The organism is Rhodococcus sp. IEGM 1318, from assembly GCF_033142465.1.
GTDB classification, from domain to species: domain Bacteria; phylum Actinomycetota; class Actinomycetes; order Mycobacteriales; family Mycobacteriaceae; genus Rhodococcus_F; species Rhodococcus_F qingshengii_B.
Window position 1 is genome coordinate 240,109 of sequence record NZ_JAWLSC010000004.1, and the last position, 14,001, is coordinate 254,109.

A 14,001-nucleotide genomic window follows, 5' to 3' on the forward strand; every position below is an offset into this window, starting at 1 on the left:
GAGATACGTCACAAAAGGCTTACCGTCGGGGTCGTTGACGCGACCCCGACGCACCCCTAACTTCATACCGTGACCCGAACCGATGCCCGAGCGGCAATGATCGATGCGGCCGAGCGTCTGGTTGCCGAACGTGGCCTGGCCGCTCTGACGCTTCGTGACGTTCAGACCGAAGCCGGGCAGGCCAACAAGTCGGCCGCGCAGTATCACTTCGGTTCACGTGAGGGTTTGCTGGCGGCAGTTGTCGAGTCCAGAATGCGCCCTGCCGCTGAGCGTCGGCGTGAGTTTCTCGACATGATCGATCTCGATCCGAATCCGCCGACGATGCGTGTCCTCGTCGAGGCTCTTGTCCTGCCGTTGGCAGAACAGACCATCTACCGCGAGGGCACGTTGTACGCACGGTTCCTGGTGCAGTCGATCTTCGACCCGGCCATGTCGTCGACCATCCGCGATCACATGCAGGCCGAGAGCTTCCGCGAAGTTCAGCGGCGGATCATCGCCGCTTCGCCATTGCCGAAAGACATCGCCGAACTTCGAGCGGGAACTCTGACCGTGCTCACCGTCGTCACGTTTGCCACGTGGGAGGGTCGCGTCGACAGCCGAGATCGGGCTCACGTGATCGCCGCCGACCTGATCGAAAGTTGCCTCGGAGCACTCTCGGCCCCGGCTGCGCAAATCTGACACGCCACTCGGCGAGTTTGTTTCCGAAACTGCCGGGGTACTCAGCCCCTCCAAGCGCAGTCGAGCAAACGGCCGCATCAACCACCGGCGGGGTAGGTGATGACAGTGAGCGAACTTGTTGCGCAAAGCCGCGAGCTAGTACCGCATCGTGCAGTTCTCGATTCCGCAGAGCATGTTCTGGTCATTGCACGCGGCAAACCGTTCGGGCGCGAGCGGGCCTTTCACGAAGTGCTGAGCGTCGCGATTCGCAACCGCATCGAAGTCCTCACTCTGGCAAGGGCTCTCATCGACGTTTCCGAGTCTCGCGACTACCGCACGATCCCGACCGACACCGCGCACACCGTTGCGGTACTCGAATGGGGTGAGCTACTCGAGATCCCGACCGAACACCACGAGAAGTCCAAGGCCGAATCATCCGAGGACGTCGATGAATCGAGCGAACCCGACGATCCGATCGAGCCTGAGTACCTGGTCGAGACCGATATGGGCGGACGCGTCGTCTTTGTCGCCCTCGCGTTCACGGTCGGCGGGATAGTCGGATTCTTCGCGCACGACTGGGCACTTCTGCTTCTGATCACCGCCGTGTACCTCGTGTGGATCGCGGCGCGACTGGTCGCGAAACTCGTCAGTGTTTCCCGCAGTGCCCATTGGGCAGACGCATCGCCTATTCGCAGCACCGAAGCGACCACACACAACGCGGAAAACCCCCACCGTCACGCTGTTGCAGCGTGACGGTGGGGGCACCCGCTTCCGCTAAAGCCTCTGAGGTACACCGTAAGTGACGACAGTATCGCCATTCGAAGTAACGGCCTTCGCGTACGGCCTGATAGTCACCGGACCGATTGCTCCCTGTACGTATCCGTGAACTCCGGAAAGTCGAACGGCCGCTTCGGGACCGTCGAATTCCTGATCCTCGAGCAGCGCGACGTCGGTGATACCACCCGGCGCCAGATCGACATCGAGTTCCTGGGACGGAATGATGTCACCGCCGATGGCGAACCCGTTCGAAATATCCAGTCCCAGTTCGAAGTCCGGAACCAAGCCGATACCGAGGTTGGTTCCACTCTCGACAGCCCAGTCGAGACCGGGACTGTTGAGAACGACCGTGGCGCCGGTCAACGCGATCGGGTAACCGATCTGATAGCCGATCGTCAGCTTCGTTCCGGTGAAACTTGCTGCATCCGGCCCGTCTATCTTCACGCCGGCAACCCCGTCGTGAAAGAACTCGACACTCAGCGGTGAGCTGTCGAGCGGGGGAAAGACATGGATAGCGGTGTCCGCTTGAAAGACTTCTATCCGATTTCCTTTGACGTCGGTTATCGAACTGGTGTTGTCGACGCCCGCCGACGCCGTCCCACCCCCCAAGACAACGGCTAACAAGGCCACTGCCCCCACTGCGCTACTACGAACTGCTGTCTTCGACATGCACAAGCACCATCCCATCCGGTATAGGCCCCGGACGTAGGTTCCAACTCTTCGTCGAGGATGGGATTCGTCGGGGCTGCCTGAACAAACGCGAGCAAGATCCTTGTTGCGATACCCCGGTCACGAACCTGTCAAACGGTGCAAGAAACATTACTTTCCGGACAAGTCGGGTGGACCGGTTTGTCCCGATGACTGCGCCCGCTCGCGGACGCGAACCGTTTTGTTCGTTACTCTGACAGTGGAAGTTATCGAATCGAGACCTAAAGAGGCCACCCCGAACTTCTGAGATCGCCACTTCAGGGATGGGCGCCAGAACCGAAAGGCACCGACTGCATGACCGAGACCTTGCCCGACGTCCAACTGCTCGAAGAAGCACGTCCGGGGCGAGTCCGTTCAGCAGTCAGGCGCTCGGTCGTCCAGCGCGGGCGTCTGGTCGATCTCGCGATCATGGCGACGTTCACCGTCGCGGCGATCTACGTGATGTCGAACCTGTGGAGCGATCTGCAGTCCGGCTATCTGTTCAATGCGGGCCGCGACCAGGCGATGTGGGAATGGTTCTTCGCCGATACCGCCCATGCCCTCGCCCAGTTCCGCAGCCCGCTGTTCAGTGACCTGCAGAATTACCCGCTCGGCGTGAACCTGATGGCCAATACCGCGATGTTCGGCATCAGCATTCCGCTGGCCCCGATCACGCTTATCTTCGGACCGACGGCCACGTATGCAATCGGGCTGACCGCCGGGCTCGGCGGCACCGCCATCGCTTGGTACTGGGCCTTGTCGAGGCACGTACTGACCGGCGTTTCGGTCCGCTCCAAGGTTGCCGCCGCCGTCGGCGCGGGGTTCTGCGGATTTGCCCCGGCCATGATCTCGCACGCCAACGGCCATCCGAACTTCGTCGCGTTCTTCGTCCTTCCGTTCATCTTCTTGCAGGTAGTGCGCATCTCGAACGGCAAGCGCCCAGTTCGCGATGGAATCGTCCTCGGCCTCCTCGTCGCGTGGCAGATCTTCCTCGGCGAAGAGCCGCTCCTCATCTTCACGATGTCGGCCATGGTGTTCGGCGCCGCATACGCCCTGCCCGACCTGGCCAAGTCACGCCAGGCGATCAAGCGCGCGATGCCCGGTCTCGTGATCGGCGGCGCAGTCACACTCCTGATCACCGCCGTGCCGCTGTGGTCGCAGTTCTTCGGCCCAGCGAGCTACGACGGCGTCTCACACGGTCAGGCCGGCAACGACACCGCTGCCCTCACCACGTTCCCGACCGAATCGGTTGCGGGCGACCCCGAGGGCGCCGAGTTCCGGATGAACCCGACCGAGGAGAACGCGTACTTCGGCTGGCCGCTGGTGATCCTGCTCCTCGGTGCCACGGTGTGGTTGTGGCGCATCCGCCTGACCCGCGCTGCCGCTGCCGTGATCGTGGTCATGGGTGTGCTCTCGCTCGGTTCCGAACTGATCATCGACGGCGACAGGACCGGCATCACGCTGCCGTGGAAACTTCTCGCCGACCTACCGTTGTTCGAATCGGTGCTCGAATCCCGATTCGCCATGGGCGCGATTCCCGCGATCGGACTGCTGCTCACCCTCGGCACCTACCGCGCTTTTGTCGAACTTCGTGGACCGCGCCGCACTGCTGCCGGTGTCTGGCTGGTGACACTCGCCGTCGCGATGATTCCTCTCATCCCGACGCCCATCGACGCCGATCAACGATCTGCGACGCCCGAATTCATCACCAGCGGCTCGTGGGAGAACTACGTCAGCGACGGCACCCTGGTGACGGTCCCCGTCGCGAGCGCGGAAGACGCCCGCGCACTGAGCTGGCAGGTCGACGCAGACTTCGGGTTCCCGATTGCCGGCGGATATTTCGTCGGTCCGGATTCGAAGACCCGCGCCGGAATCTACGGCGCCGAGTCCCGGCCCACCTCGACCCTGCTGGTCAATGCCAAACAAACCGGCAAGGTCCCGTTGATCGACGTGGGCACCAGAGCCAACGCACTGACCGACCTGCGGTACTGGCACGCCGACGTACTGGTGCTTCCCCGATTCTCCGGCGACGACGCCCTGCGCCACACGGTCGACGAACTGGTCGGCTTCGATGCCAAGCGCGTCGACGACGTGTGGGTATGGGACGTACGAGACCTCGTGAGCGGCAAAACCTCGAACCAGGGTTGAACGGGTTGATCAGCGGGTCATGATCACCGGACCGTCTTCGGTGATCGCGACCGTGTGCTCACTGTGCGCAGCCCTGGCGCCCGAAACGGTACGAAGGGTCCACCCGTCGGCGTCGTGCTGGTAGTCGTCGGTTCCGTCGGCGATGAGCATCGGTTCGATGGCGATGACCAGGCCGGGACGCAGCCGGAAGCCTTTGCCTGCTCGACCTTCGTTGGGCACGTCCGGCCCTTCGTGCATCTCACGGCCGATGCCGTGACCACCGTGATCGGCGAGCATGCCGTATCCGAGGCCGCGCGCGTACTGTCCGATCGCGGCACCGATGTCGCCCAATCGGTTTCCGGGCTGGGCGGCGGCGATGCCGCGGGCAAGTGCCTGATCGGTCGCGTCGATCAGTGCCTGATCCCCACTGCTCCCCTGCCCGACAGTGAAGCTGATGGCAGAGTCACCGCACCAGCCGTCGAGTCTCGCACCGCAGTCGATGCTGACCAGGTCACCGTCACGGAGTCGGTAACCATTCGGGATGCCGTGCACCACAGCATCGTTCACGCTGATGCAGGCGACACCGGGAAAGGGTATCGGCGCCGTCGCCGGCCGGTAATTCAAGAACAGCGCCGAGGCGCCGGCAGCCGAAATGACCTCCGCGGCAACGGCGTCCAATTCGAGCAACGTAACTCCGGCGCTCGCCGCCTCACGCGCCGCAGTCAGAGCCTGCGCCGTGATTCTCCCCGCCGCCGCCATCGCCTCGATTTCGCCTGCGGTCTTGATTTCGACCATCTCGAACACCTTCCTTGTCGAATAACTATACCGGTATTACTATAAGCACATGGTGCGCGTGCCGCTGACGGCGGAAGAACTCGAACGAGGACTACGACTGGGTGAACTCCTGCGGTCTGCGCGGGGGGACCGAAGCATGGTTCAAGTAGCGCTCGACGCCGGGATCTCCGTCGAAACTCTGCGCAAGATCGAAACCGGCCGCATCGCGACACCCGCCTTCTTCACCATCAGCGCGGTCGCGGAAGTGTTGGGTATTTCACTCGACACCATCGCCCGAACACTTGAAACACCACAATCCGAACAGGAAGTTGCATCCTGAGTAGTTCTCTCAGGATGTGCGGGCCCGCACTCGCCTAACATCGTTCCTTGTGCCGTCTGAAGTAGTAGTGCCCCCGAAACCCGTGCCCACTGGCCCCGACGCTCCCCGAGAATCGGATTCCCAGAGAGTCCGGACGGCACGACTCATCGCGATAGTCACCGGCCTTCTGGGCTTGCTACTTGCACTCGCGACGCCCTTCCTGCCCGTCAAGCAGGAAGCCGCGAGCATCGACTGGCCGCAGGGTGGGACCGTCAACAGCGTCTCGTCGCCGCTGATCTCCTACTCGCCCACATCGCTGGACATCAGCATCCCCTGTTCGACCCTGGACCAATTGGGCGAGCGCGGCGGCACACTGCTCTCGACCATGCCGAACGGTGCGCCGGACCGAAACGCCCGCGGCCTCACCGTCCGCACCACTGCCGACCGAATCGAAGCACTCACCCGCGATTCGGTGCTGATCTCGGCTCCGCTCGATCAACTGAGCGGGTGCACGGCGATCACCATCACGACCAACTCCGAGCAGACCGTCGCGGCGGTCACCGGAGTCGACGGCGTCGGCACCACACTGACCGGTGACTACCGCCCACAGGTTGTCGGCATCTTCACCGACCTGCAGGGCGCAGCGCCCGCCGGACTGTCCGCCCACATGGACGTCGACTCGCGGTTCTCGTCCAGCCCCACACCTCTCAAACTGTTCGCGATGATCGTCGCGGCACTCTCGACCATCGTCTCGCTGTACGCACTGCACCGGATCGACGGCGTCGACGGCCGTCGTGCCCGGCGGTTCCTTCCGGCACGGTGGTGGAAGTTCACCGGCATCGACGCCCTGGTGATCGGCACGCTGGCGCTCTGGCATGTGTTCGGCGCCAACACTTCCGACGACGGTTATCTGCTCGGCATGGCCCGAGTCTCGGAGCACTCCGGGTACATGGCCAATTACTTCCGCTGGTTCGGAGTCCCCGAAGCACCGTTCGGTTGGTACTACGACGTGCTGGCGCTGTTCGCGAAGGTCAGCACCGCGAGCATGTGGATGCGCCTGCCCGCGTTGATCGCCGGAATCCTGTGCTGGATGGTCATCAGCCGTGAGGTGATACCGCGACTCGGTGTTGCGGTGCGCCGCAACAAGGTTGCCATCTGGACGGGCGGGCTCGTGTTCCTTGCCTTCTGGTTGCCGTACAACAACGGCTTGCGTCCCGAGCCCATCATCGCCCTCGGCGCTCTGCTCACCTGGTGCTCCATCGAACGAGCCATCGCCACCGGACGTCTGTTGCCCGCCGCGATGGCCGTGCTGATCGCCGCATTCTCGTTGGCCGCCGGGCCTTCGGGTCTGATCGCGATCGGCGCGTTGATCGCCGGCGCCCGGCCGATCCTGCAGATCCTGATCGCCCGTGGCAAACGCGTCGGCTTCCTGTCTCAGGTCATGCCGATCCTCGCGGCCGGAACCGTGGTACTTGTAGCGGTCTTCGCAGATCAAACCCTCGCGACAGTTCTCGAATCGACCAGGGTGCGAACGGCCGTCGGGCCGAACGTTCCGTGGTTCGAGGAACGGTTACGTTGGGATGCACTGATGACCATCTCCCCCGACGGCTCACTCGCACGCCGCTTCGGCATGTTCGTCATGATCGTCGGACTCGTCTTCTGCGTCATGATGATCCTGCGCAAGGGCCGGATCCCCGGTACCGCGATCGGGCCCTCGCGCCGAATCCTTGGCATCGTGTTCGCGTCGCTGCTCCTGATGCAGTTCACCCCCACCAAGTGGACTCACCACTTCGGTGTGTACGCCGGTCTGGCCGCTACGGTGGCCGTGCTCGCCGCCGTCGGCGTGAGTGCGTCGAGCATGCGTTCCAAACGAAACCGCGCGCTGTTCGCCGCGGGCATCCTGTTCATCCTCGCCGTGGCGTTCACGAGCTCCAACGGCTGGTGGTATGTCTCGAGTTACGGCGTCCCGTGGTGGGACAAGCCGCCGTCAATCGCCGGCAAGGGATTCTCGACGGGTTTCCTCGGCCTCACGATCCTCGCGCTGCTGCTGGCAGCCTGGTACCACGTCATGGAGCCGCGCGAGCGAAACGGCACAGAAGACAGCGTCAAGAAGACCAGGCGCCTTCGCCTTCTCGCCCCGTCACCGTTGACCATCGCAGCGGGAGCCGTCGTGCTCTTCGAGGTGCTGTCCCTACTCAAGGGAGCGGTCGCGCAGTACCCCGCGTATTCGATCGGCAAGTCCAACATCGAATCGGTCTTCGGCGGAAGCTGCGGTCTCGCCGGCGAGGTACTCGTCGAGTCCGATCCGAACGCCGGCGTTCTGCAATTGACGGATCGGCCCACCGATCTCGCCGGCGCGGGTGCGTTCGGTGCGAGCGAATCAACCGGGTTCTCGCCGGACGGAGTCGCGGGCGACCTCACCGCAGACGCAGAAGATTCGACGGCGGGCAGTGCAAACAGCCTCGACACCACGACCTCTCAGTCCGGCACCACCACGCCGGGAACCGGATCCGGAACGGCTGGCGGCTCGCAGTCGACCTCAGGCGTCAACGGCAGCAATGTCGCGCTCCCGTTCGGGCTCGACCCCGCAAAAACGCCGGTGCTCGGCAGTTACGGAGCACCCCAGAACGCGTCGCTGACCACCGGTTGGTACTCACTTCCCGAGCGCAACGACGCCGCACCGCTCCTCACGGTCGCCGCGGCCGGACGAATCCGCTACGTCAACTCCGACGGCATCGTCACCCCCGGCGCGGTCTTGCAGGTCGAATACGGCAAGAAGCAGGCCGACGGAAGCGTCGACGCACTGGGACGTGTCGATCCGATCGACATCGGCCCGTCGCCGTCGTGGCGCAACCTGCGCGTTCCGATGGATCAACTGCCCGCCGACGCCGACACCGTGCGTCTGGTGGCCAGTGACACCGACATCAGTACAGATCAGTGGCTGGCGGTGACACCGCCGCGAGTGCCGACCATGCGCACGCTGCAGGACGTCGTCGGATCCACCGATCCGGTGCTGATGGACTGGGCCGTCGGTCTCGCCTTCCCGTGCCAACGCCCGGTCGATCATCTGTACGGCGTCGCCGAGATCCCCGAGTGGCGCATTCTGCCTGACCGCATCGGCGCGGAGTCCACCAACGCCTGGCAGGACCACTACGGCGGCGGACCGCTCGGTTGGACCAGCGAACTGCTCTCGGCCAGGGCATTGCCCACCTACCTGGACAACGACTGGGATCGAGACTGGGGTTCGCTCGAGCAGTACACACCGCTCGATCCGGACGCGATTCCCGCGCAAATGAACGTCACCACCGAGACCCGTTCGGGCACCTGGACACCGGGCCCGATTCGTTACCAGTCGTAACTGTTACGCGTGGACCTACCAACCACCCAGGCACGGTAGGTCCACGCTCAGCCCTGACATACCATCGGTAGCCGTGCCCGACGCCGTGACAGCTTCACCTCAGACTTCGAGTTCGCCGCCTCCTGCTGGTCAGGATGCCCGCGAGCGTTTCCATCGCACTCGATGGGTTGCGATCATCGCCGGCTTGCTCGGCTTCGTGCTCGCACTGGCAACTCCGCTGCTTCCCGTCGTGCAGACGACGGCGACGGTCAACTGGCCGCAGAACGGCGTGATCGGCGACGTCGAGGCACCTCTGATGGCGCAGGTTCCCATCGACGTCAACGCGTCGATCCCTTGCACCGCGGTCAGCTCACTGCCCGAGGGCGGCGGCATCTTGCTGTCGACGGCGCCTGCACAGGGCGACGGCGCGGCACTGTCATCGATGTTCGTCCGGGTGTCCACGACCAGCGTCGACGTGCTCGATCGCAACGTCGTCGTCGCTTCGGCGGCGCGCGAGGACGTCGAGTCGAGTCGCTGCGGCGCCATCGCTTTCAGCTCTGACGTCAACCGGACCACGGCAGAGTTCGTCGGACTGACCTATCCCGACGGCAACCCGATTCGTGGTCAACTCGACGGTGACTTCCGCCCTCAGGTGGTCGGTGTCTTCAGCGACCTGCCCGACGGCGCTGCCCCCGAGGGCCTCGGCTTCTCGATGACGATCGACTCACGTTTCTCGTCGAGCCCCAGCGTATTGAAGCTGGTCGCGATGATCGTGGCCGTCCTCTCGACCATCGTCGCTCTGGTCGCCTTGGCCCGCCTCGACGGCACCGACGGCCGCAAGCACCGACGCTTCCTTCCCGAACGCTGGTGGAAGTTCTCCGGTATCGACGGGGTTGTGGTCGGAACGCTGGTCGTCTGGCACTTCATCGGCGCGAACACCGCCGACGACGGGTATCTCCTCACCATGGCCCGAGTCTCGCCGGACGCGGGATACATGGCCAACTACTTCCGTTGGTTCGGCGTTCCCGAGGCCCCGTTCGGTTGGTACTACGAAGTGCTGGCAGTGATGGCGAAGATCTCGACCGCGAGTCCGTTCATGCGTCTGCCCGCTCTGCTCGCCGGAATCCTGTGCTGGATGGTCATCAGCCGCGAGGTCGTCCCGCGTCTCGGCCGGGCGGTTCGCCGGAGCAACGTCGCCCTCTGGACCGGCGGGCTGGTGTTCCTGTCCTTCTGGCTGGCGTACAACAACGGTCTTCGCCCCGAGCCCATCGTGGCTCTCGGCGCACTGCTCACCTGGTGCTCCATCGAGCGCGCCATCGCCACCGGACGCCTTTTCCCTGCGGCGACCGCGATCTTGATCGGCGCCTTCACTCTTGCCGCCGCGCCCACCGGATTGATGTGTATCGCTGCCCTTCTCGCCGGTGTCCGCCCGCTGGTGCGCATTGTCGTCAAGCGTCACCGGCTGGTCGGCACACTGCCGCTTCTCGCTCCGATCGCCGCCGCCGGAACCATCGTGCTGGTGGTCATCTTCGCCGATCAGACCTTCGCCGGCGTCATGGAAGCCACCCGCGTCCGAACGATCATCGGCCCCAATCTCGATTGGTACCAGGACTTCCTGCGCTACTACTACCTCTTCGTCCAGACGGTCGACGGCTCGGTTGCCCGACGCTTCGCGTTCTTGACGATGATCCTGTGCCTCTTCACGACGCTCTTCGTGTTGCTGCGCCGCGGCCGCGTCCCCGGCGCCGCAACCGGTCCGTCGTGGCGCCTTGTCGGCGTCGTCTTCGGCACGATGTTCCTGATGATGTTCAACCCAACCAAGTGGACTCACCACTTCGGTGCGTACGCGGGCATCGCCGGTTCTCTCGCCGCGCTGACCGCCGTCGCTGTGTCCGCGTCGGCCCTGCGCTCGCGGCGTAACCGATCGGTGTTCGTGGCCGGACTGCTCCTGATGCTGGCGTTGACGTTCGCCGGCATCAACGGCTACTGGTACGTCTCGAGTTACGGCGTGCCGTGGTTCGACAAGACCATCTCCTACAACGGCCGTGAATCCAACACCCTGTTCCTCGCACTCTTTGCTCTCGCCTTGGCTTTTGCCGCGTGGCAGTACCTGCGTGAGGGATTTGCAGCCCCGCCCGAGAAGCCGAACACGGCCAAGGGCAGACGAATTCGCAAGTTCGCAGCTGCTCCACTCACCGTGATTGCCGGTCTGATGGTCCTCTTCGAGGTGCTCTCCCTACTCAAGGGCGCAGTGTCGCAGTACCCGGCGTACTCGCTGGGTCGAAGCAACATCGAGGCACTCGCGGGCAAGACCTGCGGCATGGCCGAGGACGTACTGGTGGAGACCGACGTCAATTCCGGGAATCTGCCGCCACTGACCGCACCCGGGTTCAACGCCGAGGATCCGCTGTCCGGAGTTGATTCGAAGGGCTTCTCCCCCAATGGGGTTCCCAGTGATCTGACTGCGGATTACATCGAGGTCAAGCAGGGCATGGGTAACACCGACAACCAGAGTGTCGGCCCCAGTTTCGCCACCGGCTCCGGCGCCGGAACCAGCGGTGGCACCGGCAACGTCGGCGTCAACGGCAGCACGGCCAAGCTCCCCTTCGGTCTCGATCCTTCGAAGACACCGGTCATGGGCAGCTACCAGCCCGGCGTGCAGGAACCCGCTTCCCTCATCTCGAGTTGGTACGGATTGCCCACTCGCAGTGAGGAATCACCGTTGATGGTCATGTCTGTCGCCGGGCGCGTGTGGTCCGTCGACAACACGGGTGCCATCACGTACGGCCAGTCGCTGCTGGTCGAGTACGGCAAGACTCAGCCCGACGGAACCGTACAGGTTCAGGGTTCGTACATGCCGCGAGACATCGGACCCGCACCGTCGTGGCGCAACGTCCGCATCCCCATCGACGAACTCGCGCCAGACGCCGACGCCGTTCGGGTGGTCGCGTTCGATCCCAACCTCACGGGCGATCAGTGGATGGCATTCACGCCGCCGCGCGTGCCCAAGCTCGAGACCTTGAACTCGTACATCGGCAACGAACAGCCGGTTCTCCTGGACTGGGCTGTCGGCCTTCAGTTCCCGTGCCAACGTCCGTTCACACATCAGAACGGTGTGGCCGAGATGCCGAACTTCCGTATCCTCCCGGACCGTCCCCTGGCCGTCAGCTCCACCGACACCTGGCAGTCCGCGGACAACGGTGGCCCGCTCGGATTCACCGAGGTCATCGCCGGTGCGACGACGGTTCCGACGTACCTGAAGAACGACTGGGCACGAGACTGGGGCTCACTCGAGCGCTACGACCGGTACTTCCCGAATGCTGTTCCGGCAGAAGTGGAGACGGGGACCGCAACCCGCTCGGGCATGTGGATGCCCGGCGAGATGCGGGTGCACTAGCCTGCACTGCCAACCCGGGGAACTACTCGGGTGCGACGTACGGAGACGGCCGAGACCGCTCCGACAACGACGACGCACCCGAGTAGCTGCCCGATACCGGGCCGTTCGCCGAGCAGCACAACCGCAAGCAGTACGGCGAGTACCGGTTGCATGAGCAGGAGCGTCGCGCCCACCTCCGCGGGAAGCCGAGGGAGCGAGTGCCCCATCAGCATCCAGCCGAACACCTGGCCGATCAGCGCCAGTGCCGCGAGCCAGCCGAACGCTTCCCAACCCGGGACGAAATCGATCCGGCCCCAGAGTGATCCGATGACGGACCCGGCGATGCCCGCGGACGTCGTCGAGATCAACACCTGGCTCGCTGCCCGATCCGCCTCGCCCGTACGGCCGACCACGAAGATGTAGCCGCCGTAAGCGATTCCGGAGACGAGCGAGAGCGCCGTTCCCCACAGCAGCTCGTCGCCGGTTCCCCCACCCCCGAACACGCCGCCCGCCAAGGCAATTCCCGTGAACATGAACGGTAGGGCGAACACGAAGCGCATCGGAACCCGATTGCCGAACACCAACCAGGACAGCGCGGGCACCACAACCACCTGCACGTTCACGACGACGCTCGCCATACCCGCGCCGATCATGAGAATCGACTGCGACCACAACGCAAAATCCAGCCCGAGCAGCAGACCGCCGAGCACCTGCAGAACTACCGCCCGCCGGCTCGGCTTGCCCACCCGGCGACACTCCCGCCACGCCAACCACGCGAGGGGCGGCAAGGCCAGGAAGCAACGGAAGAAGACGGCCGTCGAGGGTCCCACATCTGCCAATTTGATCAGGATCGAACTGATCGAGATCGCGGCCGCGCCTCCGACGACCAGCAATCGAGGGTCGATGCGCCCCTGAGAAGTTCGGGTACGGGTCGGTGTGTGCGTGGTCGCGGAGGTCAGAGTGGTCACCTGACAATGTTCCTGCCGCTAACTATTCAGCACAAGCAAATGTTCAGACCGTGTACTCAGTAGTGTTACTACTGTGTTGAACCTCGAGAGACTCCGCGCCCTGCACGCTGTCGCCGAGAACGGATCAGTGGCGGCAGCCGCCCGCACCTTGCATGTCACACCCTCCGGAATTTCGCAGCAGTTGAACAAACTCGAGCGCGAGGTCGGTGTTCCACTCCTCGAACCGCAGGGACGCGGTGTACGACTCACCGAAGCCGGCCGGATCCTCGCGCGCCGAACCGCTGAGGTTCTCTCGACGCTCGCTCAGGCCGAGGCGGAAATCGCGTCGCTGCAGAGCGAGGTGACGGGCCGCGTGCGTATCGGCGCCCTGGTCTCCCCCAGCAGGACGGTGCTGCCGCGAGCCATCGCCGAGATCAAGCACGCGCACCCCCAGCTCGAAATCACCTTCAACGAAGGCGAATCCGAAGAACTGCTCCCCGCACTGATCCGCCGCGACCTCGACGTCGTGGTGGTCGACAGCTGGAGCACCCTGCCCGTCGAGCTTCCCGACGGACTCTCCTTCACTCCCGTGTACGACGACGTGGCGCTGCTCGCTCTCCCCGCGTCACATCCGCTGGCGGAGAACAAGGTCGTCGCGCTCAGCGAACTGTCCGACCATGCCTGGGCGACGTGGACACGAGGAACGGATTTTCACACCTTCACCGTCAGGACCCTACGCGCGCAGGGGTTCGACCCACGAATCGAATACGAGGTCGCCGAGTTTCCCACCCAGGTCGAATTCGTCGCCCAGGGCCTCGCCGTCGCATTGATCCCACGCCTGGCGAGAGTTGTACCACCGGAAGGTGTTCGGATGCTCGACACGGTCCCGCCGCTGGGCCGAGACATTTACCTCGCCTGGCGGACCGACAGCGAAAGGCCCGCCGTCCTGGCGGCGATAGAAGCGCTACGCCGCCAGTTCGACGCCCTCGGTGACAAATAG

At 64.2% G+C, this 14,001-nt stretch carries 10 protein-coding genes; 7 read left to right on the forward strand and 3 right to left on the reverse strand.

The annotated features are described in order from the left end of the window. The first annotated feature begins 69 nt into the window (after positions 1–69). Together R4P65_RS12065 and R4P65_RS12070 are read left to right on the forward strand one after the other, a co-directional pair. Entirely contained in the window at positions 70–678 is a 609-nt protein-coding gene (locus tag R4P65_RS12065; RefSeq protein WP_317826649.1) for a TetR family transcriptional regulator, read from the forward strand. Between the two features lie 99 nt (positions 679–777). Continuing rightward, positions 778–1,410 carry a hypothetical protein gene (locus R4P65_RS12070; RefSeq protein WP_317826650.1) on the forward strand — a complete coding sequence of 211 codons (633 nt, stop codon included), beginning with the start codon at positions 778–780 and terminating at the stop codon, positions 1,408–1,410. A 21-nt stretch (positions 1,411–1,431) separates the two neighbouring features. Here R4P65_RS12070 and R4P65_RS12075 read toward each other — a convergent pair whose 3' ends face one another. Next, a complete protein-coding gene (locus R4P65_RS12075; protein ID WP_317826651.1) occupies positions 1,432–2,103 on the reverse strand; it encodes an MspA family porin in 672 nt (223 codons plus the stop codon). 333 nt (positions 2,104–2,436) lie between these two features. On the opposite strand from R4P65_RS12075, the gene R4P65_RS12080 reads away from it, so the two are divergent. Next, positions 2,437–4,269 carry a glycosyl transferase gene (locus R4P65_RS12080; protein WP_317826652.1) on the forward strand — a complete coding sequence of 611 codons (1,833 nt, stop codon included), beginning with the start codon at positions 2,437–2,439 and terminating at the stop codon, positions 4,267–4,269. A 9-nt stretch (positions 4,270–4,278) separates the two neighbouring features. On the opposite strand, the gene map is transcribed toward R4P65_RS12080, so the two are convergent. Next, complete coding sequence (gene map / locus R4P65_RS12085) at positions 4,279–5,043, reverse strand: type I methionyl aminopeptidase (RefSeq protein WP_317826653.1); 765 nt, start codon at positions 5,041–5,043, stop codon at positions 4,279–4,281. 49 nt (positions 5,044–5,092) lie between these two features. On the opposite strand from map, the gene R4P65_RS12090 reads away from it, so the two are divergent. The 3 genes from R4P65_RS12090 (at position 5,093) to R4P65_RS12100 (ending at position 12,075) form a co-directional block, all read left to right on the forward strand. Next, on the forward strand, positions 5,093–5,362 hold the full coding sequence (locus R4P65_RS12090; protein WP_003943854.1) for a helix-turn-helix domain-containing protein: 270 nt from the start codon (positions 5,093–5,095) through the stop codon (positions 5,360–5,362). A gap of 82 nt (positions 5,363–5,444) precedes the next feature. Beyond that, complete coding sequence (locus R4P65_RS12095; protein WP_317826812.1) at positions 5,445–8,699, forward strand: arabinosyltransferase domain-containing protein; 3,255 nt, start codon at positions 5,445–5,447, stop codon at positions 8,697–8,699. Positions 8,700–8,772: 73 nt separating this feature from the next. Beyond that, positions 8,773–12,075: an arabinosyltransferase domain-containing protein gene (locus R4P65_RS12100; protein WP_317826654.1), complete on the forward strand. Its 3,303-nt coding sequence runs from the start codon at positions 8,773–8,775 to the stop codon at positions 12,073–12,075. Here the strand turns inward: R4P65_RS12100 and R4P65_RS12105 are convergent. Then, positions 12,072–13,022 carry a DMT family transporter gene (locus R4P65_RS12105; RefSeq protein WP_317826655.1) on the reverse strand — a complete coding sequence of 317 codons (951 nt, stop codon included), beginning with the start codon at positions 13,020–13,022 and terminating at the stop codon, positions 12,072–12,074. The genes R4P65_RS12100 and R4P65_RS12105 overlap by 4 nt on opposite strands. A 73-nt stretch (positions 13,023–13,095) precedes the next feature. Between R4P65_RS12105 and R4P65_RS12110 the strand changes: the two genes are divergently transcribed. After that, entirely contained in the window at positions 13,096–14,001 is a 906-nt protein-coding gene (locus R4P65_RS12110; RefSeq protein WP_317826656.1) for a LysR family transcriptional regulator, read from the forward strand.